At 59.5% G+C, this 26,220-nt stretch carries 23 protein-coding genes and 1 tRNA gene; 10 read left to right on the plus strand and 14 right to left on the minus strand.

Going from position 1 to position 26,220, the window contains the following annotated elements:
- Positions 1 to 256 precede the first annotated feature (256 nt).
- The 6 genes from BGE01nite_RS25255 to BGE01nite_RS25280 all read right to left on the minus strand — a co-directional run bounded on the left by BGE01nite_RS25255 (position 257) and on the right by BGE01nite_RS25280 (position 8,303).
- Positions 257 to 727, minus strand: a complete 471-nt coding sequence (locus tag BGE01nite_RS25255) for an ExbD/TolR family protein (protein ID WP_146855002.1) — start codon at positions 725 to 727, stop codon at positions 257 to 259.
- A 5-nt stretch (positions 728 to 732) separates the two neighbouring features.
- Positions 733 to 1,167, minus strand: a complete 435-nt coding sequence (locus BGE01nite_RS25260) for an ExbD/TolR family protein (RefSeq protein ID WP_146855004.1) — start codon at positions 1,165 to 1,167, stop codon at positions 733 to 735.
- Between the two features lie 51 nt (positions 1,168 to 1,218).
- Positions 1,219 to 2,076: a MotA/TolQ/ExbB proton channel family protein gene (locus BGE01nite_RS25265; RefSeq protein ID WP_146855006.1), complete on the minus strand. Its 858-nt coding sequence runs from the start codon at positions 2,074 to 2,076 to the stop codon at positions 1,219 to 1,221.
- A gap of 59 nt (positions 2,077 to 2,135) precedes the next feature.
- Complete coding sequence (locus BGE01nite_RS25270) at positions 2,136 to 3,065, minus strand: tetratricopeptide repeat protein (RefSeq protein WP_146855007.1); 930 nt, start codon at positions 3,063 to 3,065, stop codon at positions 2,136 to 2,138.
- 19 nt (positions 3,066 to 3,084) lie between these two features.
- Positions 3,085 to 6,069 carry a tetratricopeptide repeat protein gene (locus BGE01nite_RS25275; RefSeq protein ID WP_170267058.1) on the minus strand — a complete coding sequence of 995 codons (2,985 nt, stop codon included), beginning with the start codon at positions 6,067 to 6,069 and terminating at the stop codon, positions 3,085 to 3,087.
- 404 nt (positions 6,070 to 6,473) lie between these two features.
- A complete protein-coding gene (locus BGE01nite_RS25280) occupies positions 6,474 to 8,303 on the minus strand; it encodes a phosphoenolpyruvate carboxykinase (GTP) (protein ID WP_146855011.1) in 1,830 nt (609 codons plus the stop codon).
- 209 nt (positions 8,304 to 8,512) lie between these two features.
- Here BGE01nite_RS25280 and BGE01nite_RS25285 point away from each other — a divergent pair, with 209 nt between their 5' ends.
- Positions 8,513 to 11,689 (plus strand): PVC-type heme-binding CxxCH protein, encoded by a 3,177-nt coding sequence (locus tag BGE01nite_RS25285; protein ID WP_170267059.1) that lies wholly within the window; start codon positions 8,513 to 8,515, stop codon positions 11,687 to 11,689.
- 324 nt (positions 11,690 to 12,013) lie between these two features.
- Here the strand turns inward: BGE01nite_RS25285 and BGE01nite_RS25290 are convergent, their stop codons facing one another.
- Positions 12,014 to 12,862: a hypothetical protein gene (locus BGE01nite_RS25290; RefSeq protein WP_146855015.1), complete on the minus strand. Its 849-nt coding sequence runs from the start codon at positions 12,860 to 12,862 to the stop codon at positions 12,014 to 12,016.
- Between the two features lie 163 nt (positions 12,863 to 13,025).
- Between BGE01nite_RS25290 and trmD the strand changes: the two genes are divergently transcribed.
- Positions 13,026 to 13,706, plus strand: coding sequence for a tRNA (guanosine(37)-N1)-methyltransferase TrmD (gene trmD, locus BGE01nite_RS25295; RefSeq protein WP_146855085.1), 681 nt, complete (start codon positions 13,026 to 13,028; stop codon positions 13,704 to 13,706).
- Positions 13,707 to 13,778: 72 nt separating this feature from the next.
- The gene (locus tag BGE01nite_RS25300; protein ID WP_146855018.1) at positions 13,779 to 15,122 is read left to right on the plus strand and encodes an outer membrane protein assembly factor BamB family protein; all 1,344 of its coding nucleotides are present in this window, start codon (positions 13,779 to 13,781) and stop codon (positions 15,120 to 15,122) included.
- Between the two features lie 271 nt (positions 15,123 to 15,393).
- Here the strand turns inward: BGE01nite_RS25300 and BGE01nite_RS25305 are convergent, their stop codons facing one another.
- The 3 genes from BGE01nite_RS25305 to nrdR are packed head-to-tail and all read right to left on the minus strand — an operon-like array spanning position 15,394 to position 16,735.
- Positions 15,394 to 15,822, minus strand: a complete 429-nt coding sequence (locus BGE01nite_RS25305; RefSeq protein ID WP_146855020.1) for a hypothetical protein — start codon at positions 15,820 to 15,822, stop codon at positions 15,394 to 15,396.
- Between the two features lie 54 nt (positions 15,823 to 15,876).
- Positions 15,877 to 16,230 (minus strand): histidine triad nucleotide-binding protein, encoded by a 354-nt coding sequence (locus BGE01nite_RS25310; protein WP_146855023.1) that lies wholly within the window; start codon positions 16,228 to 16,230, stop codon positions 15,877 to 15,879.
- Between the two features lie 16 nt (positions 16,231 to 16,246).
- A complete protein-coding gene (gene nrdR, locus BGE01nite_RS25315) occupies positions 16,247 to 16,735 on the minus strand; it encodes a transcriptional regulator NrdR (protein WP_146855026.1) in 489 nt (162 codons plus the stop codon).
- Between the two features lie 238 nt (positions 16,736 to 16,973).
- Between nrdR and BGE01nite_RS25320 the strand changes: the two genes are divergently transcribed.
- The 3 genes from BGE01nite_RS25320 (at position 16,974) to BGE01nite_RS25330 (ending at position 19,155) form a co-directional block, all read left to right on the plus strand.
- Entirely contained in the window at positions 16,974 to 17,588 is a 615-nt protein-coding gene (locus tag BGE01nite_RS25320) for a fatty acid desaturase CarF family protein (protein ID WP_170267060.1), read from the plus strand.
- 166 nt (positions 17,589 to 17,754) lie between these two features.
- Positions 17,755 to 18,252, plus strand: coding sequence for a hypothetical protein (locus tag BGE01nite_RS25325; protein WP_146855032.1), 498 nt, complete (start codon positions 17,755 to 17,757; stop codon positions 18,250 to 18,252).
- A gap of 72 nt (positions 18,253 to 18,324) precedes the next feature.
- On the plus strand, positions 18,325 to 19,155 hold the full coding sequence (locus tag BGE01nite_RS25330) for a hypothetical protein (protein WP_146855034.1): 831 nt from the start codon (positions 18,325 to 18,327) through the stop codon (positions 19,153 to 19,155).
- Between the two features lie 260 nt (positions 19,156 to 19,415).
- Here BGE01nite_RS25330 and BGE01nite_RS25335 read toward each other — a convergent pair whose 3' ends face one another.
- Positions 19,416 to 20,420: a sugar ABC transporter substrate-binding protein gene (locus BGE01nite_RS25335; RefSeq protein WP_146855036.1), complete on the minus strand. Its 1,005-nt coding sequence runs from the start codon at positions 20,418 to 20,420 to the stop codon at positions 19,416 to 19,418.
- 125 nt (positions 20,421 to 20,545) lie between these two features.
- On the opposite strand from BGE01nite_RS25335, the gene BGE01nite_RS25340 reads away from it, so the two are divergent.
- Positions 20,546 to 21,460, plus strand: a complete 915-nt coding sequence (locus BGE01nite_RS25340; RefSeq protein WP_146855039.1) for a ThuA domain-containing protein — start codon at positions 20,546 to 20,548, stop codon at positions 21,458 to 21,460.
- 62 nt (positions 21,461 to 21,522) lie between these two features.
- Positions 21,523 to 21,597, plus strand: a tRNA-Val gene (locus BGE01nite_RS25345).
- A gap of 46 nt (positions 21,598 to 21,643) precedes the next feature.
- Here the strand turns inward: BGE01nite_RS25345 and BGE01nite_RS25350 are convergent.
- The 3 genes from BGE01nite_RS25350 to BGE01nite_RS25360 all read right to left on the minus strand — a co-directional run bounded on the left by BGE01nite_RS25350 (position 21,644) and on the right by BGE01nite_RS25360 (position 24,483).
- Positions 21,644 to 22,318 carry a hypothetical protein gene (locus tag BGE01nite_RS25350; RefSeq protein WP_146855042.1) on the minus strand — a complete coding sequence of 225 codons (675 nt, stop codon included), beginning with the start codon at positions 22,316 to 22,318 and terminating at the stop codon, positions 21,644 to 21,646.
- Between the two features lie 74 nt (positions 22,319 to 22,392).
- Complete coding sequence (locus tag BGE01nite_RS25355) at positions 22,393 to 23,910, minus strand: amidase (RefSeq protein WP_146855045.1); 1,518 nt, start codon at positions 23,908 to 23,910, stop codon at positions 22,393 to 22,395.
- Positions 23,911 to 23,934: 24 nt separating this feature from the next.
- Positions 23,935 to 24,483: a redoxin domain-containing protein gene (locus BGE01nite_RS25360; protein ID WP_146855048.1), complete on the minus strand. Its 549-nt coding sequence runs from the start codon at positions 24,481 to 24,483 to the stop codon at positions 23,935 to 23,937.
- Positions 24,484 to 24,663: 180 nt separating this feature from the next.
- Between BGE01nite_RS25360 and BGE01nite_RS25365 the strand changes: the two genes are divergently transcribed.
- Together BGE01nite_RS25365 and BGE01nite_RS25370 are read left to right on the plus strand one after the other, a co-directional pair.
- Complete coding sequence (locus BGE01nite_RS25365) at positions 24,664 to 25,704, plus strand: potassium channel family protein (protein ID WP_146855051.1); 1,041 nt, start codon at positions 24,664 to 24,666, stop codon at positions 25,702 to 25,704.
- Between the two features lie 64 nt (positions 25,705 to 25,768).
- Positions 25,769 to 26,137 (plus strand): hypothetical protein, encoded by a 369-nt coding sequence (locus tag BGE01nite_RS25370; RefSeq protein WP_146855054.1) that lies wholly within the window; start codon positions 25,769 to 25,771, stop codon positions 26,135 to 26,137.
- Positions 26,138 to 26,220 lie beyond the last annotated feature (83 nt).

Below are 26,220 nucleotides of genomic sequence, written 5' to 3' on the forward strand. Positions count from 1 at the left end.
CAGCCAGCCCCCGCCATAGGGGTCCTCCGAGGGAGCGAATGCTTCCAGCGACCCTCCGGGACGCGTTTCTTGCGTAGGCTGCGCGTGTCTTGAGACCGGTGGTTCTCGCTCGCAAAGCCTCGCTTCACCACCGGCTACAAGCCGGCGAGCCTCCGGCTCGCAAAACAAGACCGCCAATCTCGGCATAACCATTTTTAAACAAAAAGGCCTGAAGGCGGTGACACCTTCAGGCCTGAAATGTTTGTCGAAAACGTGGTTAGAACTCCTCGCCGCCGACGGTGAAGGTCACGTTGCCGATGCGGGCCTTGGCCATGGCGTTGAGCACGTCGATGACGCGCTCATAACGGGCCTGCTCCTCAGCCTGGATGGTGACCATGACCTTGGCGTTGCGGCTGTCAGCCTCCTGCTTGAGCTTCATCAGCGTGCCGGTGAAGTTAGGCAGGGATTTGTTTTCAGGAGTGTCAAACTCCTCCTCGTTCAGCGTGACCACGCCTGTCTCCTCCACGGTGACGATGATCTCGTCCGGCGGAGTGTCCTCATTGCTCAGGGAAGGTGTGCCAATGCCGGGGAGCTGGGTTTTCAGCTCGCGCTCGACCTTGACCGCACCGGCCATGACCATGAAGAAAAGCATGATGACGAAGACGACGTCGATCATGGGCGCGATCTGGAAACCCATGACCAGGTTGTCAGTCTCGACTTTACGATGTGATGCCTTGTGTCCTGCCATGATGATCAGCCGTCCTGGTTGAGTGCTGAGAAGGAGATGTCATCGATGCCCGACTGGGCGATCAGAGCCATCACCTTCTGAACTTCCACCGCCGGAGTATCGCGATCACCACGGATCACACAACGGTAGGTGGGGTTGTTGTTTTTACGCTGGGTGAGTGCTTCCACGATCTCCTCATTGGACATCTCGCGGTCATCCAGTTTGATGACGGACTCCTGCTTGCCGGACAGCCACCGGATGTTGATGGCCGCCTCAAACATGGTGTTCTTGTCCTCCTTCTTCTTGGCGTCCGCAGCGACAGGGAGCTTGATGTCCTTGTCGATACGCAGCACCTGAGCTGAGGTGATGCTCATGAAGAAAATGAGCAGCACCAGCAGCACGTCAATCATCGGAGCAATCTGGAACTCCGGTTCGCCTTCTCCGCCGCCTCCTCCGCCCATAGTGGTGTCAGGTTAAAGTTGGTTTGATAAGTATGAAACAGATCTGCCGAATCAGGCAGCCGCCGGGACTCCTTCGCCACCGTTGACCCAGTTCGGGATCGCGGCGTAGAACTCTTCCTCGCCCACGTGAGCGTCCTTGAGGTGGCTGTAAGGCATCTTGCGGAACAAGGCGCCGACGACGTCCTGAAGACCGGTCATGGAGGACTGGAGGCGGTTGCGCAGGAAGTAGAAGAACATGAACGCAGGCACAGCGATGAAGAGACCGGAGGCCGTGGCGATAAGCACCTCACCGATAGCGCCGGAGAGCTTGGACGGGTCACCCACGCCGCTGGTGCCGAGAGTGGCGAACGCGCTCATCATCCCCGTCACCGTTCCAGTCAGACCGATCATCGGTGTGCAAACCCCGATCACGGAAAGGTAGTTGATGCGGGTGGTGATGGTGGAGTTGGTCTTGTTCAGCTCGGTGAACAGGGCGTTGTCCACAGCTTCCTCACCGTCACCGACGAAGCTCAGGGCCACGCGGGAGATATCGCAGAAGGGGGAGTTGTTGCTCTTGGCGAACTGATAAGCGCCGACGTAGTCACCGGCACGGAAGAGGTCCTGAAGCTGGGAGACCTGGTTCGGAGGAGCCATCTTCTTCAGACCGGTGCGCATCCAGAGGTCCACCGTCAGCCAGATCAGGGCGATGGAGCAAGCCGTGATGGGATACATCACCCAGCCGCCTTCATGGAAACGGTCCATCAGGGTGTGCTCAACCTTCGTCGGTGCCTCAGCACCTGCGGCAGCAGGAGCAGCAGGCTCCTGGCCATGGATAGGAGCGACGATGGCGAGATTGCCGGCGAGCATCATGGCGCAGGCCGATGCGCGAACGATAATCTTGGTCAGGGAGGCTGTTTTACGGAGGTGCATGGTGGCTTGAGGGGTGACGATTTAGACGAGGATGAGTATTGGGAAAGAGGAATGCAATGTTATTTGGCGGCAGGCGCGGCAGCTTCAGCAGGGGCAGCGCCCTCGGCAGGCTTGGCGTCTTTGCCTTCCGCCTTGCCGTCACCCGTTTCGGGTTCGTTCTTCATGCCGTTGATCTTCGCCTGCTCCTTGCCAGCAAGGTCGGCGACAGCGGAGCCTGGATAGGTTTCCACAAGACGCTTGAAGACAGCCTGGGCATCTTCATAGCGCTTCATTTTGACCAGCATCTGGCCGGCCTTGAGCTCGGCATCTGGCACACGCTGAAGCTGGGTGCCGTAAAACACAGGGATGCGCAGGTAGGCCATGAGCGCCTTTTCCCAGTCCTTCTGGCGCGCATAGATGTCCGCGATCATGGCCCAGATGGAAGCACCCACGCTGGAGTCATCCGTCTCGCTCAAAATGCTCTCCGCCTCGGCGATGATGGAGGTGTACTCAGACGAGGTCTGGCGGTCGATATCCAGCTGGATGATGCGGAGCTGCATCTTCTGCGCGTCTGAGAGCTTGAGGATCTTCAGCTGGGGAATGAGCTTCACCGTATCCTCAAACTTGCCCGCCTGGCTAAGCAGCTCCACATAGGTGAAGAAGATCTCCGCATAAGGGGAGCCAGGAAGCGTCTCGAACATCTCGAAGCTTGTCTTGGCCTTGGCCAGGATGGCGAGCGCCTCTTCAGCCTTGCCCTGGGACATCAGATTGCGTGCTTCCGTGATCTCCGCGACGTCCGGCCAGTCGAGCGAACCCACGTTCTGCTTGGGCAGTTCGGTCGTGGCGGTTTTGTTGTCACCCAGAAGGATGGTGCGGATGATCTTGCCGTTCTCGACGTGGAATTCAGAAGACGGGATGCGGCTGCCATCCTTCAAAATGAGGAACTGGGCGTGGGCGGAGCCGGCCAGAAGGCCGGACAAAGCCAGGAGCAGGAAAAAGACACGAGGCATGAGGGGCGGGAGCAGAAAATTAAAGGGTGGCGAGGAGCTTCTGGGCTTCCTTCAGTTCAGGAAGGGTCTGCATGTCCTGGCGCTTGGTCATCTCGATCAGCATCAGCTTGGCAGCCTCCTTGTCAGAGTTCGGACGATCCGGCGGCTCCTGAGGGCGGTTCAGTTTGATGAAGGCCTTGGCTCCCTGGACGTAAGCCTTCGCGAGGATGGGCTTCCATTTCTGATGGGCGATCACCACGCGCTGGTAGAAGGAGACGGCTTCACCGGGCTTGTTCTGATCCATCAGCATCTCACCCTGCATGAAGAGCGCCTCGGCATGGGCCTCACCGCGCCACTCCTTGGTGTTGAGGATGTTCTCGTAGATCTTCTTGGCGTCATCATACTTCTTCAGCTTGTAGAGCGCCTTGGCCTCACCGCGGGTGGCATCCAGCAGACGGGAGCTGCCAGCGTAGTCCACCATGGCCTTGCGGAAGAGTTCCAGGGACTTGTCATACTCGTTCTTCTCGAAGGCGATCTCCGCCAGACCCACGGCAGCACCGTCGGCATACTCAGTGTCCTTGAAGAACTCGTTCAGGCGGTTGTAGCAGGCCATGGCCTTGTCCAGGTCACCCTTCTTGCGGGCATTGTCACCCACGGTGGCGAGCAGCATGGGGCTCAGATCTTCAGCCTTCGCGACTTCGATGATGATGGTGAAGAACTTCTCTGCCTTCTCAGGCTCACGCATGGTCTTGGCCAGCCAGGCCTTGGCGAAAAGGATACGCATCTGAGCCGTGCCATTCATGGCGGCCTCAGCCGGTGTCAGCAGTGCTTCCAGCTGCTTCTCCACCTCTTCAAAGGTGGCGACAGGAGCCGGCGCCGGAGTTGCAGGGGCAGCTGCGGCCGCCGCAGGGGCAGGAGCTGGAGCGGCAGTGGCGCCTTTGGCATCCGCAGCAGCGCCTTTGGCGGCATCAGCGGCAGGCGCGGGGGTGGCAGGACGAGGAGCCGCGCGGCGCTTCGGAGCCACGAGGGTCACAAGCTGCTGGATCAGACCTTCGACCTGTTCGTTGGAAGGATTGGGGATCTTCGGCTTGATGGCATCCGAAAGGAGCTTCCGGGCCTCATCCATCTTGTTTTCCTTCACCCGGGCGCGGGAGATCCACAGCACGGCCTTGAGTTCCTGCTCCTCGTTGTCCTTGTGGGTCTTGAGATACTTGTCCCACATGTCACCGAGCTCCTTCCACTTGCCCATGGAGGCGTAGAGGTCGGTGGCCTGGTCCATCGCATACGTCAGCACGTCGTCTGACTTGGCCTTGTCCACGGCCTGGGCGAAGTTCTCCAGCGCCTTTTCATAATCCTGCTTCTGGTTATACCCGTCACCCAGGAGTGCATACACCTGGCCGATGTTCGGGTCGTTCGGGGCATCCTTGGCGATGCCTTCCAGATCCTTCATGGCATCATCCATCTCACGCGCCTGGAACTTGATGAAGGCGAGACGATAGCGGGCATCAATCACATACTGCCCCTTCGGGTTCTCCTTCATGTAAGTCTTTAGAGCCTTCGTCGTGTTGATCGAGTCGTTCTGATAGAAGTAGATGAGGGCCACGCGGTAGAGAGCATCGTCCTTGTAGGCGGTCTCCGGGAACTCGTTCACCAGCAGTTCGAAGGTCGTGCGGGCATCGTCGAAACGCTGCATTTCAAAGAGCACGTTGCCACGCAGGAAGCGCAGGCGCTCCTTGTCCGCTTTTGGGAAACCTTCTGCCTTGTGGAAGGCCTGCACAGCCTGGTCCATCTGGCCGTTTTCATAGGCCAGCATGCCGAACATCTCGGACACCGTGCCGAGGTCAGCGCCATCCGGGAAGTCATTGATGTACTTCTCGCAAAGATTGCGGGCGGCGTTCACGCGCTTCAACTGCGCCTGGGCGATGATCATGCCGAACATGCAGCGGTCACGCTGGGGGAACTCCTTGAAGTCTTTGACGATCACGTCAAAGGCCAGGATGGCTTCCCAAAGGCGGGCCATTTCGAAATAGCAGCGGCCCAGACGATAGTAGAGGGAGGCGTCGTAGTCGGAGCGCTTCTCGATCTCCTCCAGGAGCGAGTTGTTCGTCTTCAGCTTCTCTTCCAGCTCTTCCTTGGTGCCGCGGATCGGTCCTTTGCCAGGGTTTTTCAGACTCTGCTCGATCTTCGCGATCAGGTCCTTCTGCACGCGGGTGATCTCACTCTGACGGCGGACGAGCTGGTAGGCACCGAGAGCCTCACGGAAGCTCTTCTTCTCCAGCATCTGATCACCCAGCTTGAGGTAGATGTTGTTCATCTGGGCGACGTTGTCGCCACCCGTGGCAAAGCCCTTCACCTTGTCCATCAGCTCGGCGGCCTTGTCGAGCTCGCCCTTGGCCACATAGAGATCGGCGGCCATCATCGCGGCCTGGATGCCTTCGGCACTGCGTGTTCCATCGGTGAGCACCGAGGTCAGGATGGCGATGGCATCATCGTTCTTACCCTGCTTCTTCAAAGCCTCGGCCACAAACAAGCCTGCTTCTGCTTTCATGGCAGGAGCGGTGCCCACGAGAGCCTTCAGAATCTCAATACCCTTGTCCGGCTCACCTTTGTTAATGTAGCTGCGGCCCAGTGCCATGCGCACGGGGTTGATGTATTCGCCATCGGCAAAACTGGTCTGGTAAGCCTCAAGGGAGGTGATCGCGTTCGGGTAATCGTTCAGGTTGAAGTAGGAGGCCCCCTTCACGAACAGCACCTGTGGGAAGGGCTTGCCACTGACGTTCTTCTCCACCTCGGCGATCTTCGCCAGGGCTTCCTGATACTTGCCTTCCTGGAAGAGTCCCAGGGCAGCATTCATGAGAGCCTCGGTCTCAGCCTGAATGCTGAGGGCACCACCAGCGAGGGCACCAGGAGCAGCCGGGGCCGCGGGAGCACCTGGAACAGGTGGCTTCGCGGGAGGCGGTGCCTGCCCCAGCACCAAGGTGGCCCCGGAGGCCAGGATCAAAGCAGCACAGAAAGAATGACGCATGACGAACATAAAGAGAGGAGAAAACTACGCCCGGAGAAGAGTCACAAGCAATCCGCCTCGCGCACGCACGGCAATGGGCAACAATTGATCATCATGACGGACTGCATGGACAAAAAGAGGTCGGTTTTTTCTGAAATGGGAACGCGAGCGTAGCAGGAGCGGTTTTTTTGTCACCAACGGATTCCAGCTCCTCAGGAAAATTTTCCTGGGCGTGCCCAGGAGAAACTTTCCCGGTCGGGAAGAGCCCAATTCGTGATACTTTTTAGAAACCAATCTCCGCCAATCCAACCCATCCAGGGTGACAATTGAGTCAACGAACCTGCCTCTACCATTCAAAGAAAAATCATGGAAGAGGCCCGCCCGTCACGGCACCGATCAAGAGCCTGGAAATCAGTGATTTAAGCTCACATACGGCAAATCAGCAGCTCACGCTCATAGATCAGTTCCTTCGGAAGATGGGTCTTCAGATCGAGGAACAGCTCTTCATGGGAAAGGATCTCCGCGCGCCACGCATCGCGGTCGAACTTCTGCAGTTCTTCGAACTTTTCCTTGGGGAAGTCGAGGCCCGTCCAGTCGATGTCCCGGTAACGCGGCACCCAGCCGATGGGGGTTTCCGTGGACATGCCGTGGCCGGTGGCGCGGTCCACGATCCACTTCAGCACGCGCATGTTCTCGCTGAAGCCGGGCCAGAGGAACTTGCCATCCGCACCTTTGCGGAACCAGTTCACGTGGAAGATGCGCGGGGTCTCGGTGAGCCTGCGCTGCATGCTGATCCAGTGGCGAAAGTAATCCCCCATGTTGTAGCCGCAGAAAGGCAGCATGGCCATGGGGTCGCGGCGCACTTTGCCGATGGTGCCTGCTGCGGCGGCGGTCATCTCGCTGCCCATCGTAGCTCCGGCATACACGCCGCAGCTCCAGTTAAAGGCCTGGAAGATGAGCGGCATGGTGGAGGCACGACGTCCACCAAAGATGATGGCACTGATCGGCACGCCCTCAGGGTTCTCCCAGGCGGGATCAATGGTCGGGCACTGCGAGGCAGGCGCGGTGAAGCGCGAGTTCGGGTGCGCGGCCTTGGTCCCCTTCTCTTTCGCGATCTCGGGGGTCCATTCATTGCCCTGCCAGTCCGTGCACTTCGCCGGTGGAGTGTCGGTCATGCCTTCCCACCAAACACCGCCGTCAGGAGTCAGCGCCACATTGGTAAAGATGGTGTTCTTCCGCAGCGATGCCATCGCGTTCGGATTCGTCTGGTCGCTGGTCCCTGGAGCCACGCCGAAGAAACCGGCCTCGGGGTTGATGGCATGCAGGCGGCCATCAGGTCCCGGCTTGAGCCAGGCGATGTCATCTCCCACGGTCCAGACCTTCCAGCCTTTCTCGGAGAAATGCTTTGGCGGGATGAGCATGGCGAAGTTGGTCTTGCCACAGGCGCTGGGGAAAGCGGCCGCCACATAGGTCTTGTCGCCCTTCGGATTTTCCACGCCGAGGATGAGCATGTGCTCGGCCATCCAGCCTTCATCGCGGGCCATGGCGGAGGCGATGCGCAGCGCGAAGCACTTTTTGCCTAACAATGCATTGCCACCATAGCCGGAGCCATAGCTCCAGATCTCACGGGTCTCCGGGAAGTGGACGATGTACTTCTCCTTGTTGCAGGGCCAGGGCACGTCCTTCTGCCCTTTCTTCAAAGGCGCGCCGATGGTGTGCATGCAGGGCACCACACGCTTCTCCGCCTTGTCGATGATCTGGAAAACCTTCTTCCCGATGCGCGCCATGATGCGCATGTTCACCACGGCATAAGCTGAGTCCGTGATTTGCACGCCGATCTGGGACATGGGCGAATCCAGCGGCCCCATGCTGTAAGGCAGCACATACATGGTGCGCCCGGCCATGCAGCCATTGAAGAGGCCGCGCAGCTTCTTCTTCATCTCAAAAGGGTCCATCCAGTTGTTCGTGGGGCCCGCGCCATCCTTGGAATAACTGCAAATGTAGGTGCGCTCCTCCACGCGGGCCACATCACTCGGGTCAGACTTCGCGTAGAAGCAGCCCGGCCACTTCTTCTGGTTCAGCCGGACGAAGGTCCCGGCCTGCACCATCTCCTCGCAGAGCTTGTCATACTCCGCTTTGGATCCATCCACCCAGTGGATGCGGTCCGGCTTGGTGAGGGCGGCCATCTTCTTGACCCATTTGATCAGGTGCGGGTTCTTCGTCAGCGGTTTCGAGGAGTCGGTCTTGTTGCTCATTGGGTTGGGGCGATGCTTTCGAACGCTAGTTCCGTGCCACCTTCTCCGGCCTACCCTCATTTGGCGAGCCTATTCTTGTGGGCAGTTTTGTCTCCGGAAGCGCGGGAACTGCGCGGCCCAGGCATGCTGCGATACCAGCTTTCGATACCGATGCGGCTTTTGGCGTGCCTGGATGCAAGGCCTCCACTACCCTGCCCGTGATGCATCACATGATCTTCCTGCGCGCCCAGTTTTGTCTCGCGGCCATCGCTACCACGGTCGCCATCGCAGCCGATCCGCTGAGCTTTCCCACCACCCCGCCGACGGAGGCGAAGGAAGCCGCGAAGAGCTTTCATGTGCTGGATGGATTCGAGATGCAGCTCATCGCCGCGGAGCCGCTGGTCACCGATCCCGTGGCCATCACCTATGATGAAAACGGCCGTGCCTACGTGTGCGAGATGAACGACTATCCCTACACGGACAAGTCCAAGCACAAGCCGAGTCAGGAGAACCCCACGGACCTGAACATCGGCAAGGTGCGCCTGCTGACCGATACCGATGGCGATGGTGTCTTCGACAAGGCCAGCGTCTTCGCCGAAGGCCTCTCCTGGCCCACCGGTGCGGCTTGCTGGAAGGGCGGCATCTTTGTCACCGCGACTCCGGATGTGTGGTATCTCAAGGACACAAATGACGATGGTGTGGCGGATGTGAAGCAGAAGGTCTTCACCGGCTTCAAGAAGCTCAATGTGCAGGCTGTGATGAACAATCCCATCTGGGGTCTCGATCATCGCATCTATGTCGCCGGAGGCTCCAATGGCGGCGAGATCCAGCGTGCGCCTGGAAGCGAGAGTGTGATGCCCCTGCCCACAGACTTCAAACCGCTGCCTATCAAGCGTCACGACTTCAGCTTTGATCCCAGCTCCGGTGATGTGCGACTCGAGAGTGGTGGCGCGCGCTTCGGCAATACCTTTGATGACTGGGGCAACCGCTTCCTCTGCAACATCCGCAATCCCTGCCAGCATGTGGTGCTGCCCTATCGCTATCTCGAACGCAATCCCTACCTCGTCATTCCTAGCGCGCTGAATGATTGTGCTGAAGCGGGTGATCAGCTTCCTGTGTATCGCACAAGCCCTCCGGAACCCTGGCGCGATTTTCGTGCGAAGCGCTGGGTGCAGGAAGGCAGTCATCTGCCGAAGAGCGAGCTCGTCGGTGCCGGTGTGGTCACCTCCTCTGCTGGTATCACCGTGTATCGCGGCGATGCCTATCCAAAAGCGTATCGTGATTTCGCCTTCGTCGCCGATGTAGCAGGAAATCTCTTCTATCGCATGAAGCTCGTTCCCGATGGCGTGACCTTCAAAGCCGTGCAGGTGGATGGCACGAAGAACTTCTGCACCAGTGATGATGTGTGGTTCCGCCCCGTGAACTTCGTCAATGCTCCCGATGGCTGCCTGCATGTGTGCGACATGTATCGCGAGGTCATCGAGCATCCGTGGAGCATCCCGGATGACATTCATGCGGGGATTGATCTGCTCAAAGGCAAAGACAAGGGCCGAATCTGGAGACTGGCACCCAAAGTCATTCCGAGCGCTAGCTCGGACAAAGTAGTTCCGAGCTTTAGCTCGAACACGGGTGGTGACGGGCTAAAGCCCCGCACTACTTTGTTAGGCCGCCTGAGCACTGCGGAGCTTGTTTCCCTGCTCGATCATCCGAACGCCTGGCATCGTGAAACGGCGCAGCGTCTGTTGTTTGAAAGACAGGACAAGAGTGCGGTGGAGTTGCTGCGGGAGTTGGCCAAAAGCGGTAAGACCGATCAAGGCAAAGTATGCGCCCTTCATGCTCTGTCTTCGTTGTCAGCGCTAGATGTCCCGACATTGGATCTGGCTGCTCGTCTCTTGAATGGACCTGTGGCAGAGGCAGCAGCTGAACTCTTCGAACCTATCGTTCCAGAGTTGAAATGGAGCGGCGACCTCAAGCAAGACGCATCGAAGCTTTCGTTCGCCCAATTGGCTGCCCATGCAGAGAACCGGGTCGCGATCAAAGCTTTGTTCTCAATGCGAGATCTGACCACCACTGCCGAAAATGGAGCGGGGGCAGCTTTTTGGAGCGAGGCCATGAGACATGTTGGCAGCAGAGTGAATGCAGACTCCTGGTTGCAGACGATGGTCCTCTGCATTGCTGCTGATCGGGCGGACAAGCTTCTCGTGCCCTGGCTTTTGAGTGACCGGGATCTGGAGCCCATCCAAAACAACGCTTTAGTGCCACGACTTGCAGGTTTGGTTGCTGCCAAAGGTGAAAAATCGAAGCTGGCCATCATCATGACAGCGCTAAGCAAAGCTGAGTTTCCGTCTAGCCTGAGATCGTTGGTGCTCCAAGCAATGCTCCCACACACGACTCGATTGTCGATCTCACTGGCAACGGTTTCATCCAATGAAGTCACCAATGCGAGACTTCGGGAGATTGGCACTCAGGCAATCAACGTCGTCAACACCTCAAAATCTACCGAAGGCAAAGTCCTCGCACTTCCTGTCGCCACGTCTCTCGCGCCAGCCGAACAGGTAATTGAGCTCATTCGAGGCCTGTTAATGCCCTCCGAGTCTCCAGAACTTCAACTCGCTGCCATTGAGGCACTTGGCACCTACCGCGAACCCGTCATTGCTGACCTGCTCCTCGAAGCCTGGCCGAAGCTCACCCCTGCCCTTCGCGACAAAGCCACGACACTCCTGCTCTCCCGCACGGACCGCATCGCCAAGCTGCTGGATGCCATCGAGGAGAAGAAGATCCAGCCTAATCAATTGAGCGCTGCCGCGAAGGCCACGCTGGGACGACAGAAGTCTCCCGCGTTGGCGAAGCGCATCACGAAGCTCATCGGTGATGGCTCGGCCTCGAATCGCAAGGAGGTGATCGACAAGTATCTGACGGCGCTGGGCTTGAAAAGTAGTCGTGGGCTTCAGCCCGTGACAGCTCCCGAGAACACCCCTGACGGGCTAAAGCCCATCACTACTTTGGGCGATGCCGCCCGTGGCGCGAAGATCTACGAAACCGCCTGCATGGTCTGTCACAAGCACAAGGACCGGGGCAATGACGTGGGCCCGCACCTCGGCACCATCCAGGGCTGGACCGCCGAACAAATATTGACGAATGTCCTGGACCCGAATCGTGAAGTATCTCCGAACTTTGCGCTCTACATCATCGAGACCAATGATGGGCGCTTCCTGAGCGGCCTGATCTCCAGCGAGACCGCCGGCAATCTCACCCTCAAACGCGCCGATGGCGGCACGGACAGTGTTTTGCGCAGCGAGATCAAGTCCCTGACCAGTCCAGGCATCTCCCTCATGCCCGAAGGTCTTGAGGCAGCAATCACCCCGCAGCAAATGGCGGATTTGATTGAGTTTCTGAGGAAGAGCTAAGCTTCGGGCCGCTGGGAAAATGGATCGGAGCCTCGAAGAGGCGGCACTCCTCAGCCCAGGGCAACGCCCTGGGGAATGATGCAGCCTGACGAAGTTGATGATGTGGAGGCCTGAAAGGCCGACACTCGACGCCGGAGCTCCATCGGCGAACGAACCCGAGGAGTCGAATGTCGCACCTTCGGCGTTTTGGTTCCGGGAGAACACCGTGCCTTGTGAACCCCAGGGCCTTGCCCTGGGCTAAGGAGTTTCGGGCCCTTGACCCTCCAATCTCGAGCCCCAATGCCCGCTCAACGACAACACCACACCTAACCAACAATCCGTTAATCAATTCATGATCATCTCTTTCATCACCGCATTAAGCTTCTCATGCGTGCGGGCCACCATGCCCTGGGTGGGGGCACCTGCGGCCGTATCGCCCCAGGTCTTTTCCAGGTCGGTGAGCACTAGGATCACCGGCTGCAGCAAGGCAGAGCGGCGGGTGTCATCACCCAAAGTCGCAAAGCGAGCGCGCAGTTCAGCCAGCAAGGCTGGCGATCCAATGCAGAGGTGGCGCTTGTCCACATCCGGAATCTCGATCACGAGCTTGGAGACGATTTCCAGCGAGCGCATCCAGGCGCCCATGTCCACCAGCACGGCCAGGTCTTCATCCATCTGATCCCGCAGCAGGCGCAGGAGCTCCTGATGACCGTCCACGATCTCCTGGCGCAGATCCTTCCACTCATCCATCTCCGCCATCTTGGCCTGGGCCATGAGGCGAGGCATCATCTTCTCCCCAAGGCCCAGCGTGCGGCAGTAGGAAACGATGTCCTGGTTGTTGTTCCGAAATTGCTGGGAGTCTCCGGCCTCCCAGATCAAATAGCTTTCCCCCATGAGGCTGCCGAGGGCAAAGCTGGTGCGCATGCGGTCCGTGCTGGGGACGGGGGGCTGCGGACGGTAGAGCGTGCGCCATCGTGCCTTGGTATGGCGTCCGGCCATTTCCAGAAAGTCCGCCGGGTTCTGCTCCTTGGTCCAAAAGACTGGTCGTGAGACAAAGTCACCCGCGCTGGCGGCGATGCTGTCCTGGCCCGGGCTGGGTGGGACTGGGGCCGCTTTAACCTCCTGAGCGGAAACAATCCCTGCCGCCGCGATCATCATGATCACGGGCATGGACAGGAAAAGGCGGGGAAAATTCACGGTTGGTCAGCACTCCGGGGAAAGTCTCTGATGACTTAACACCCGCTGATGTTCAACTACCCGTCTTGAGACGGTGTTGCAACCCTAGATAAGCCTCGAGCCAGCCTTCCCCCCTGACTTTTGCGCCTTGCACCCCCTGCCCATCCCCCGCATACACTGCGCCGTGCGTCTGGATGTCATCACCCTTTTCCCCGAACTTGTCACTGTCCCCATGGGCATCAGCATCATGCGCCGTGCCCAGGAAAAAGGGGCGATTTCCCTGGGTGTGCATGACCTGCGTGAGCAGGGCATGGGCAAGCATCGCCAAGTCGATGACACCCCCTGCGGTGGTGGCCAGGGCATGGTCCTGAGACCCGAGCCGCTCTTTGCCGCTCTGGAGAAGGTGCACACGGAAAAAAGCCGGGTCATCCTCACCTCCCCGGCCGGAAAGCGCTTTGATCAGGCCACCGCGCACCGACTCTGTTCAGAGGAACATATCATTTTTATCTCGGGTCACTATGAAGGCGTGGATCAAAGGGTGATCGACCACTGGGTGGATGAGGAACTCAGCCTCGGCGACTACGTGCTCACGAACGGTGCCATCGCCGCCGTGGTCATGATGGATTCCATTGTGCGCTTGCTGCCGGGTGTGCTGGGAGATGAAATGAGCGCGGTGGAGGAATCCTTTGGTCCCACCGGCCTGCTGGAAGCCCCGCAATACACGAAGCCTGCCGAGTTTCAGGGCATGGCCGTGCCGGAGGTACTGATGGGTGGCAACCACGCCAAGATCGCCCAATGGCGCGCGCAACAATCGCTGGAGCGCACCCGCCGCATGCGCCCGGATCTGCTGCCTGAAGCACGCTGAAACGTCTTCGATTTGCCCACCGCGAAACATCTCGACATCCAGGCCCGTTTTCGACTTCTTACCGCTCACTCCATGAAACCCTGCTCACTTCTCGTCGCCATCACTCTTGCAGCCTCGTTTGCCCAAGCTGAAAACTGGCCAAACTGGCGTGGCCCGAACATGGATGGCTCCAGCTCCGAGAAAAATCTGCCGGTGAAGTTCAGCAAAACCGAGGGCGTGAAGTGGGCCACAGATCTCCCCTCCATCTCCGCCTCCGTGCCAGTCGTGTGGGGTGACAAGCTCTTCATCACCGCTCTGCTTCGCGAGGAACAGAAGCTCATCGGCCTCTGCTATGACACCAAGACCGGCAAGGAACTCTGGCGCAAGGTCGTCTCCGAAGGCGGCTACCAGTGGGACAATAAGAGCAACCTCGCCAGCCCCTCTCCCGTCACGGATGGCGAGCATGTGATCTTCCTTTTTGCCGATGCGGTGGCTGCCTCTTATGACATGGCTGGCAACCAGCAGTGGAAGCGCGATTTCAAAGAGACTCACGGTGCCTTTGCCACGCAGTGGACCTATGGCAGCAGCCCCATGCTGGACGGCGGCAAGCTCTACATCCAGGTGCTGCAGCGCAATGAAACCTTTGAGTTCCAGGGCTTCGCCAAAGGCACGCCAGGCAAGGACATGAGCAGCTACATCCTGGCGCTTGATCCCGCGACCGGTAAGGACATCTGGAAGCACATCCGCCCCACGCATTCGCAGGTCGAGTCGCTCGAGTCCTTCAGCTCACCGGTGTTCGCTGATCACGCCGGCAAGCGCGTGATGCTGATCTCTGGTGGTGACACCCTCTCTCTGCATGATGCCGGCACCGGCGCTGAGTATGCACGCCTCGTCACCTGGAATCCGCTGGGAGATGGGTATAACAAATTCTTCCGTCTCGTCCCATCTCCAGTGGTTGGCAATGGCGTGGCCATCGTCTGCGCACCGAAGAACTCTCCTGTTTTCGGCATGGGCCTTGATAGCAAGGGCAAGGATGTGCAGCCGCTCTGGACCAGCGATCCGAAAGTGGTGACCAGCGATGTCTCCACACCTGCCTTTTATGAGGGCAGCTTCTACGTGCTCGACAGCGGCCGCAAGACCGTGAGCCGTGTGGAGCCGAAGACTGGCAAGGTGCTGTGGACCGGTGAGACCGGCAGCAAGTCCAAGTTCGAAAGCAGCCCGACCGTGGCCGATGGCAAAATCTACGCCACCAACTTCTGGGGCGATGTTTATGTCGTGAAAGCCGGCGGCGATGCCTTCGAGCTGCTGAGCGTGAATGAGATGGGTGATGGCACCAAACCCAATGGCGACGCCGCCAGCTGCCGCAGCAGCATCGCCGTCTCCAACGGCAGCCTCTTCATCCGCACGCAAGACAAGCTGTACTGCATCGGCAAGTGAGCCCCCGAAGTCGCGAAGCGTCCCGGAGTGCGGTGGCAGAGAAGCAAGGGCACCCTTGCTTCGTCGACACCGCTTAGGGCGAGTGACGCATCCAACACTCGGCCTAACGAATTTCGCGCAGCGTCGTGGAGTGCGCGCGGCTTGACGCCGCTGTCGAGCGCTCGGCTTGCACATTTGACCTTCGACTATCCCACGTCCGCACACAGCGATGTCGCGCTTGAGCGCTTCCCACCGCACTCCACGACGCTGGCGCGACTTGGCAGTCCCACGATTAATACAACAGCATCCGGATCTCACTGTCCGTGAGCTCTGACGTATCCTGCACGGCCACAAGGTCACCCATCTGCGTGAGGTTTTCCCACTGGGTCTCAAACTCGGGCACCAGGAAATCTCCTTCGGTCACCGCAGGCTCCTGCACCACGGGCACAGGCTGCACAGCCACCTGAGGCTCGGCATTCTCGGAAGGCAGGGTGAAGACCAGCCCGGCCATGATCACAGCAGCCACCGCCGCCCAGACCACGGTCACGTGACCATGCTCCTGGTCCTGCCACCAGCCCTTGAACCAGGACAGCATGCCACGATCCTGCGGCGTCTGACGGGCAGCGCGAACGACGTTCTGGACGAAGTTAGGGCGCGGCTCGGCCTTCTTGGTCTTGCCAAGCAGGTTCCAGAGCGGGTCGTTGGGCGAGAGCGGTTCCATGACAGTCCTTGTAACCAGGCAGACAGTGCAAAGTTGCACCGATCCGTCAGATTTTCAGCCTGGAGGCCAGTCCAGAGGGCGCCCAGCCAGCAGATGCACATGCATGTGCGGCACGCTTTCCCCGGCATCTTTGCCGTGGTTGATCACGAGGCGGAAGCCCTTGGAACGGTCCTTAATACCCAGCTTGTCCGCAATCTTTCCCGCTGCCAGCAGCAGCGCTCCCAGCGTGGCCTGATCCTCCGCCGTGGCCTCACCCACGCGGGGGATGAGCTTCTTCGGCACGATCAGCACATGCGTGGGCGCCTGCGGATTGACGTCGTTGAAAGCGGCGACCAGATCGTCCTCATACACCAGGGGTGCCGGGATCTCGCGGTCGATAATCTTCTGGAAGATGGTCTTTTCGGACATGAATGAGAGAGGAGGATCAGCTAAAAAGCTCTTCCTGATCATCATCCACACTGCGGCGGCGGTCGAGTGATTTGATCTCGTTGATGAACTCGCCCACGTCCTCAAACTGCCGGTAGACTGAGGCGTAGCGCACATAGGCCACGTGGTCGATCGCCTCCAGGCCGCGCATGACCTTGGCACCGATGACAGTGGAGGGGATCTCGCGGTAGCCTTCCTCTTCCAGCTCGTTGGCGATGTCGTCCGCCAGCTGCTCGAGCTGCTCCATCTTCACGGGGCGCTTTTCACAGGCCTTGCGCAGGCCGGACATCAGCTTCTCACGGTCAAAATTCTGCCTCGCGCCATTGCGCTTCACCACCCGCAGTTCCTCACGCTCCACGATCTCATAGGTCGTGAAGCGGAAATTGCACTTCATGCACTCGCGGCGTCGGCGGATGGCATGTCCCTCCCGCGCCTCGCGTGAGTCGATCACTTTATCCTGGGAGCTTCCGCATTTGGGGCAGCGCATGGTTGGGGGGTGAGTCTATAAGATGCCATGGCGAAGAGAGGGTTCAACCTTTCTTCGAATAAGATATACGCATTTCTTAATATTACGTCACCTGCAGATAGATCAAGGATTCTGCTACATCCTTGGGGTTGAGATCGGGGAGGCACATGGCAGCTAGCCGCGCATCGACTCAGTCGATAACAACATCTCGACTATCGATATCACCCCCGGAGCTTCGGTGGCTATGTGGTGCGGGGTCATGAATGACCTCATCTCCCTCCTCTCTATTCTCCTTCAAGCCATCGGCGTCATCCTCCTGGCGGACTTCATCGCCGGAATCATCCACTGGGCGGAAGACGCCTACATCCGCGAAAACACACCCCTGATCGGTAAGTGGATCGGAATCCCGAACACCATCCATCATCACCTGCCGCGAAGGATGACCAAGAATGGCTGGTTCAAGAGCAACTGGGACCAACTGATGGCCATGAGCGTCGTGGTGGTGATCGCCGCGCTGCTGGGCCGGCTGACGTGGCATGTCTGGCTGTTTGCCATCGTGGGCGGAAACGCGAACGAGGTGCATAAGTGGTCTCACCGCACGCGGAAGGAGAATGGCAGGCTGATCTCCTGGCTGCAGGACATGCGCCTCCTGCAGACGCCGCACCATCACGCCATCCACCACACGAACCCGAAGGAGGTGCACTACTGCCCGGTGACGAATGCGCTGAACCCGGTGCTGGACAGGCTGAACTTCTGGGCCGGCGTGGAATGGCTGCTGGAGCACACGTTGGGCCTGAAGCGCCAGCCGGACACCTCGGTTCCCGGGCAGGGCCTGCCTCCTGAGTGGATCAAGGAGATGCGTAGAGCTGGGTGAACGGTTCTCGCTTCTCGGGGCGCAGGTTCAAAACATAGGTAACACTTCAGGCTCAATACATGGGTAACACATCGGGGTGGCCTGGTGAACTGCGAACCGCGAACTGAGAACTTATGAGCATATTTTGTCTCGACATGGGCGAGAACACTTAAGAACATGACAGTCCATGAAATACCTCACCTTCATTGCCGCCGCCGGGATTGCCATGTCCGTGAACTCCCAAGGTGCCGAGGAGAAGCCGGTGACAATTCAGGAGCCGCTCGCGGTGCTGGACGGGCTGTCGCGTGATGTCATCAAGGACCTGCGCTCGGGGTCTAACAAGATGATGGATGCGGCCGGTGAAGCCTCGAAGAAAGCCGCCGAGTCTGAAGGCAAGCAGGCCACCTTCAAGATCGTCATTGGCAACGTGGATCCCTTTCAAGCGGCGGAGGCACCGACGGTGACCCGCTACAAGATCGGCGGCCGTGTGGAGATGGAGCGGCTCTCCGGCGTGAACATCAGCGTGCATATCCTGGCCGTCCTGGCGATCGACCAGCACCCGAAGGTGGAGAAGCTGAAGAAGGGCGACAAGATCACCATCACCGGCCGCATCGGCAATGCCGAGGTTCTGGGCCGCACGAATGCCGAGCTGCACCTGGATGTGAAAGACGTGAAACTGCCCTAGAACTCTCTTTACCAGCTCTTTACCGAGCCGGGCTTGTGCGCTGACGGACCGCTGTGATAGCTTCCTCACGCCATGAAGAAGATCCTTTGCCATGCCTTATTAGCCGCGATGCTTGTGGGTGCTGTTTCCGGAGCAGAACCCGTAGCAGCACCTCAGTCACAGCCCGAATCAAAGCCTAAACCAAAATCGGTTAGGCCGGTGCAGACCTACAAGGACGTCCTGGCGGTTTTGCCGAAGGATCTGGAGCCGGAGAATGCGCAGGACTGGTCCGAAGCGCAAAAGGAAGTGGCGAACGGCATCCTGAAAAAGAAGCTCGTGGACAGGCAGCGGCCGATGACGATGCGCTTCAAGGTGCACGGCGTGGATCATTGGGGCCGCTTCACGGTTTGGTCCCATCTGCCAGCGGATGAGGGCTATGCGATCCGCGTTTTTGCCGGTGACTGGAACCAGCCGAACATGCTGCCCAAACTGGCCACACTGCGGAAGGGTGACCTCATCGAGATGAGCGGTGTGTGTGATCTGGCAAAGTTCGAAAACCTCTGGAACACGAAGTCACTGACCTTGGGCATTGGGAAGGCTTCGATCATCAAGCTGGAACCTAATGGCAAGCCCGCGCATCCGCCAGCTCTGGTGCCGGTCAAGCTGGTCTCCGCCGTGTATGGCTCCGGCACAAAGTTCACGGAAGTCACGCAGCGTGTGCAGGCACTGCTGGAAGAACCCGGCGCGATCTTTTACGCCAATCCGCATTGGCTGGGAGCGGATCCCACACCGGGCTGGAACAAGGCGCTGGTGATCGTGCATGAGGTGGATGGCCAGCGCCGCACCTTCACCTCTGGCGAGAATGGCGCGGTGAGTGTGCAGAGATTGATGGAGCCAGCTCCATCTCCAGCACCGAAAGCGTGACGTGACAGTGATGAGTCGAAGATTGCGCTGTTTTGAAATCCACGCTATAACCCCGCTCATGCCGTCCCACATCGTGGATGGCTGAAACCAAACCGAGATCCGCTCATGAAAGCTCAAGACGCCAAAAAAGAGAAGAAGAAGCTCCCTCAAAAGACGGCCAAAGAGAAGAAGCTGGCCAAGCAGGAGAAGCGCGCGAAGAGAGACTGATTCGGCGAAGGTAACACCTTCGTGCAGTAGCACTCCTCATCTTCAAATCATCCTCACAAAGCTGGCAACGCCGGGAATCCACCACGGCGCAGGTCTTCCACGTTCTTGGGTGTGATCACGGTCGCCTCAACGCGATAGCTTGGCTTCGGCGTGAAGCCAGGTTCGCTGACGCGACGCTCGATGATCTGCCAGGCCAGATCCACCAGCGGCGGCTGGTAGATTGAGGCATCAATGCTTCCTTGAGCAACCAAGGTTAGGCCGCCCTCGTCTCCGCGAAAGCCGTCCGTGCCGATGATCATCATCTGGCCGCGCTGCTCACCAAGCGCAGAGGCCGCGCCCAGAGCGATGGCATCGCTCTGGCAGTAGACGACATCAAACTGGCTCTGCAGGCGCAGGGCCTCGTGGATGCGGTCCTTGCCACCCTGCCCTGTCCAGTTCGCAGGCGCATCATGCACGAGGATCACTCCTGGAACCTTTTGCAGGGCCTCCATGAAGCCCTCATGTCGAGCCTGCGCTTCAGCACTGTGGTCATCGCCACGCAACTCGACGACCCGGCCCACCGCTTCCGTTTTACCTTCTTCCTGCGCTTTGCGCGTCAGCGACTGTGCCACCAGCTCACCGGCGAGTTTGCCGAGGTCACGCTGCGCGACCTGCACCACGGTGGAGCATGGCAGCGAGGCGGCATTTTCACCCAGGCCGATCACCAAGGCGCCCGCCTGCACGGCATCACTCACATGAGCGGAGAGCGCACTCGCCTCCACAGCGGAGATGAGGATGGCGGCGGGCTTTTCAGCCACGGCTTCATCGAGCTGGCGAGCCTGAAGCTTGCTGTCGCCCTTGGCATCCAGGACCTTCAGATTGCTGCCCTCACGGGCAAAGGCGAGGCGCGCGAGCTGCTGGCTCTGCGCCATCTCATAAGCGCGGTCGCCATGAGCACTGAGCAGAATGATCGTACGGGAAGTGCCAGCCTTGGCAGCGGCAGAGGCCTCACGCTTGCAGGCTCCGAGGATGACTGGCAGCAGGGGGAGCAGCAGAAGGGTGAGGCGCCGGGTGATCATGCGGTTGCGTTACAGTGCAGTGCGCGGATAAAGCCACGAAACACCGCAGGGACAAGCGCGGTGTGCGCATGATGGGGCACTTTCAGTCTTGCAGGCCGCGCCCGGGTTTCTTAAAACCGCGCATCATGCGCCCCATCCCCTGCCTTTTTGCCATCGCCGCCCTGTCCACCTCGGCCCTCGCTGATCCCCTGAAAGTCCTGATCGTGGACGGCCAGAACAATCACAAGTGGGACATCACCACGCCCGTGCTCAAGGATGCGCTGGAAGGCAGCGGCGCCTTCAAGGTCGAAGTCAGCACCACGCCTGCCAAAGGCGCGCCTGCGGATGCCTGGAAGGCCTGGCACCCGAAGTTTAGTGACTACGCCGCGGTGGTGAGCAACTACAATGGCGAGCCCTGGCCCACAGATGTGCGCGCGGAGTTCGACACCTATGTCAAGGCTGGCGGCGGCTTTGTCTCCGTGCACGCGGCGAACAACTCCTTTCCTGATTGGAAAGAGTATAACCAGATGATTGGTGTCGGCGGCTGGGGCGGGCGCAATGAGAAGAGCGGTCCCTGGATCTATGTGAAGGAAGGCAAGCTGTACCGAAACACCGGCGAAGGCTCCGGCGGCGCGCACGGCCCGCAGCATGAGTTTGTGGTGGAGATCAGTGATGTGGACCACCCGATCACCCGCGGTCTGCCGAAGCGATGGATGCACTGCAAGGACGAGCTCTACAGCCGTCTGCGCGGTCCGGCGGAGCACATCCAGATTCTGTCTTCATCGAAGTCCGACCTCACCGCCGAGCAGGAGCCGAACCTCATGGTCATCGACTACGGCAAGGGCCGCGTGTTTCACACCACACTCGGTCATGCGGACTACTCCATGCTGGATCGCGGCTTCTATGAGACTCTTCAGCGCGGCACCGAATGGGCTGCCACGGGTGATGTGAAAGCCACCGCCGATGTGCCTGCCGACTTCCCCACCGAGAGCAAAACCTCCGTCATTCAGCTCGCCGGACACCCCAAACAGGAGCCTCCCGCACCGAAACCTGCGAAGTGAGGGTGAAAAACCAGTTGCTCCCAGGGCTGGGTGGAGTAAGAAGCTGGCCCTTCAATAACCCCGCGCGGTTAGCTCAGTGGTAGAGCATCACCTTGACATGGTGGGGGTCACAGGTTCGAACCCTGTACCGCGCACCATCTCCTCACGACAGGAGATGAGATTTTGAGAGCATGATGCCATCAACTACCGATGGTGGTTCTGCGTCCATATCAAGGCATTCGTAAACGCTAATCCGAATCGCTGACCGACGAGGTCATAGTCGTATCCATATCCATCGATGTGTCCGGCAGCGAGGTCCCTGATGTGCCAGGCGGCCTGTCCAAACTGGTCGATGGTCATCGACGGACGTGTGTGAGGCACTCTGGCCGTTGATAGCGTCGCAACTGCGGCATCAATCGCATCAGCACATGCGCGGAGCTTTGCCGCAATCTCCGATGGGATAGCAAATTCTCCGCGCTCAACGCCACTGGCCTGGCGGGCAGCCAGATAGGCCGGCTCAATGGCATAGTAATCTGTGCACGCTTTCGAGAGGACATTCAGCGCTGGCTGAAAGGTGGCGTCAGCGCCGGCATCACGGAATGCAACCGCAAGGGATGGCGTCTTGAGTGATGCGCCTGCCTGAACACGCTCGGGATCTGCAATCCCGTTCATCGCCGCAATGAAGCCAGAAAATCGTTCGTGACCATACGCTTCGGCACCCACAGCCCCGAGATTCGATCCTTCGGCGACGATGACGGTTGCTTCTTTTGGCGCAGGAACCTCCTCAATAGAGACCTTCGGCAATGGTCGATCGGACGACCTTCGATCACAGCCGGCAATCATTGCCAGAGTTGAAACTATCAATAGAGACCAACGCATGGTGACTTAGTTTTGATCAAGCACAGGGATGCACAACCATGGGTGAACCAGATTGAAGGTTGAATACAGCATCATCAATCCCGCAGCTTCTCAAACGCATCTCCCATGGCCAGCAGCAGCGGCTCTGACCAGGCGGCGCCGAAGAAGGAAAAGCCGACGGGCATGCCTTCTACGAGACCCATGGGAACCGTGAGATGCGGATAGCCAGCCACAGCAGCGGGGGTGCAGGCCACACGGGTGTCGGCATCTCCCTTCTTGAGGTCGAGGGCTTCTGACGGATCATTGGTTGGGCAGATCAGCGCATCCAGCTTGTGGGCCGCCATCGCGGCATCGATGCCTTCAGGCCCCGCGAGATGACGTGCCATGGCCCTGGCCTCTGCCGCTTTCTCGACCGCCTCGTCAGTGCCGCGGCTTTCGGCCTCTTCAAAAATGTCTTGGCCGAAATGCGGCATCTCCTCGGCACGATGCTCCTCATTGAAAGCCATCAGGGCCATCAGCGAACGAACTTTGCCGCCACGCTTTTCAAGATAGGCATTCAGCTCCGCGCGGAACTCTGTGAGCATGGCGCGCCATGCCAGGCCACCCGCCTGCTTGTGATTGGGAATCTCGACATCCTCCACGATGACGGCCCCGGCCACTTTCAACAGCAGGATCATGCGCTCAAACTGGGTGAGCACGCCTGGATGCTTGCCACACTCACCGCGCACGATGCCGAGGCGCTTCCCTTTCAGCACATCCGGACTGAACAGCGCCAGATGATCCTTCACCGCTCCTTCAGGCGGCGGTGTGGAAAGCACGTCCTCCGGATCATGCGCGGAGATGGCGTTCATCATCAGCGCCGCGTCACGCACGGTGTGCGTCATGGGGCCGGCCGTGTCCTGCCAATGAGTGATGGGAATGATGCCCGTGCGGCTGACCTTTCCCACGGTGGGCTTCAAACCCACGATGCCACAAGCGCTCGCGGGACTGACAATGCTGCCATTCGTCTCGGTGCCGATGGCAGCCGCGCAAAAGTCTGCCGCCACGGCTGCCGCGGAGCCACTGCTGGAGCCGCTGGCATTGTGCGTGGGGCGGTGCGGATTGCGCGTGAGCCCGCCACGCGCGCTCCAGCCGCTGGTGGAATCATGACTGCGGATGTTCGCCCACTCGCTGAGATTGGTTTTGCCAAAGATGAGCGCGCCGGCCTCGCGCAGTTTTTGCACGATGAAGGCATCCCGCTGCGGCGGTGGCGCATCCATGAGCGCCAGCGAGCCAGCGGTGGTCAGCATGCCGTCGTTTGCGGTCTCGATGTTGTCCTTGATCAGGATCGGCGCGCCATGAAGAACGCCCTGCGGGAGCGGCTGAACGGGTAATTGGTTAGCCTGGGCATGGAGCTCGATCACGGCCCGCAGTTCCGGACCTGCGGTGTTCATCTCCTCAATGCGCTTCAGGTAGTGGGAGAGATACGTCTGCACGTTCGCCTTCCCGGAGCGGATGCGGTCGATGAGCTCGGTCATGGAGCGCGCGCTGGCGGGAGCGCCCGACTTGGTTTTGCTGCATGAGGCCAGCGCTGCCAGCGCCGCGCTGCTGTGAATGAAGTGACGGCGATGCATGGTGGGAGTGGGGTGGATGGAAGCTTATTTCAGGCCGCCGATTTTGCAGCCCTGCGCGGGCTCCTGCGGTGTCGGGGCGGCCTTCCCGGAAAGGATGGCCTCCAGCGCATCCCGAAGATCCTTGGTGGTGGCAGCACGCTGGCGCTTCGTGGGGCCAAGGTAAAGGTCATTGATGCGGCCTTTGTAGAGTACCTCGCCTGTTGGGGACAAAATGAAGGACTCAGGTGTGATCGTGGCACCGAGGTGCTTGGCGAGTTCCTGCTGTTGATCAATCAACACACGCGCCTGCACCTTTTCCATGTCCGCGTGCTGAAAGGCCGTGAGCACGGTGATCTCGGAATCCGAATGCACCAGGGTCACCGCGGCACGGTCCGCATACTCAGCGGCGATGGCGTTGATCTCCTTCATGAAGGGCCGCGTGGTCGAGCAGAAGGGCGAGACGAAGAAGAGCACCACGGCCTTTTTCCCACCGGCATCCAGCGGCGCATAGGATTTGCCATCCGTGGCCGGAAGCTCGGCGGGCGGAGCCGCCTGAAGAAAACTGGTCAGGAGCAGAAGCGGGAGAAAACGCATGGTCGAACGATGATAACGTGGACCGGAAAGGCTTCTGAGGCAATTCCGACCTCAAGGTGGTGAGGCCGCAGGCTGAGACACCCACGGCGTGCACCTCAGTTTGCGGGGTGGTTTCGGTGCAGAGACGAGCATCCTTGGAGGTTTGGCACGCGACCGGCTAACAGTAGCGTCTCCCGCCACATGCCCATCTCCAAAAGCCGACCGCAGGCCAACCTGACCTACGCCGCCATCTTCGTGAGCGTGGTGATGGTGGTCTTCACCGTGGGCTATCGCCTGGCCGGATGGAGCTGGGGAGACGCGCTCTACATGGTGATCATCACGGCTTTCAGCGTGGGCTTTGGCGAGGTGGTGCCCATCACCTCCCCCTGGCTGCGGGCGTGGACGATGGCGCTCATCATGCTGGGCTGCACGGGCATCATTTTCATCACGGGTTCCTTTGTCCAATGGCTGACAGAGGCGCAGATCCAACGAGCACTCGGAGGCAAACGCATGGAAAACGAAATCGAGAAACTGAAGAACCACGCCGTAATCTGCGGCTATGGCCGCATCGGCCGGATGATCGCCAGCCAGCTGGTGGCAGGCGGCATTCCCTTTGTCATTGTGGACCAGTCCACGGAGCGCGTGGCCGAGGCACGGGGGGACGGCTACCTCACCCTGCAGGGAGAGGCCACGGATGAGGCGGTCTTGCGCCACGCCGGCATCACCCGCGCTCGTGTGCTGGCCACGGTGCTGCCCAATGATGCGGCGAATGTCTTCATCACGCTCAGCGCGCGCAATATGAGCCCGCAGGTGCAGATCATCGCGCGCGGTGAAGTGCCCTCCACCGAGCGCAAGCTATTGCAAGCCGGTGCAAACCGCGTGGTGCTGCCTGCGCATATTGGCGCGGATCGAATCGCCCACCTGATCCTGCATCCGAATGCACGGGAGCTGATCGGCGGACGGACCAAGGCAGGGGTGGATCTGGAGCATCACCTTGTCGAGCTGGGACTGGACATGGAGGAGGTCGAGATCGGCCCGGAATCACCGTGGGTGCACAAGCGTATCTCGGAGATCGAGACCGAGGCCGCCGGAAGGATGATGCCGGTGGCCATTTTAAGGAAGGAGGGTGGCACCGACCTCAATCCTGCCCCGACTGCCATGCTGATGCCCGGAGATGCGCTGGTGGTGATGAAGCGCGCAGCAAGACGTGGGCAGCTCATGACAACTGCAGTGATTAGTTAAATCAGCATCTGACAAAGATTCAGTGTGACGGAATAAAGTTTCGTCCGTATGCTCTTATAGAGACATGTCACTGCTGCGTTCCATCATTCTCATCTTCGCCGTTCTGGCGCAGGCTATGCCTGTGCAGGCGATGATGCGTGGTGCGCAGGAGCCAGTGACTTGTGAGATGGGCTGCTGTGCGGCGGTGGCATCCACTGAGATGGATGCCTGTGCGTGCGCTGATACGTCAGCTCCTGCCAAGCCGCTGAACACGCCGCCAGCAAGCGGTCGTGATCTGGTGCCACAGGTGGTTTGGACGATGATCGAGGAGATGCCATCTCTGACGAGTGTCTCGATGAATCTTGAGAAGAAGAGGGAGCGCTTCATTCAGCGTGATCCTGTGAAGCAGTCGCATGTCCGGCTGCCAGTGCTGTTTTGCGCTTTCCTGAATTGAGTCGGCGTCTCTGACAGACGCATTGTGCCCACGCATCGCGGTCCCATCAGGACATCTGCAGGCACGGGCCAGGTTCCATCATC

Origin of the sequence: Prosthecobacter gellanilyticus (assembly GCF_007992435.1) — a bacterium.
Taxonomy (GTDB): domain Bacteria; phylum Verrucomicrobiota; class Verrucomicrobiia; order Verrucomicrobiales; family Verrucomicrobiaceae; genus Prosthecobacter; species Prosthecobacter gellanilyticus.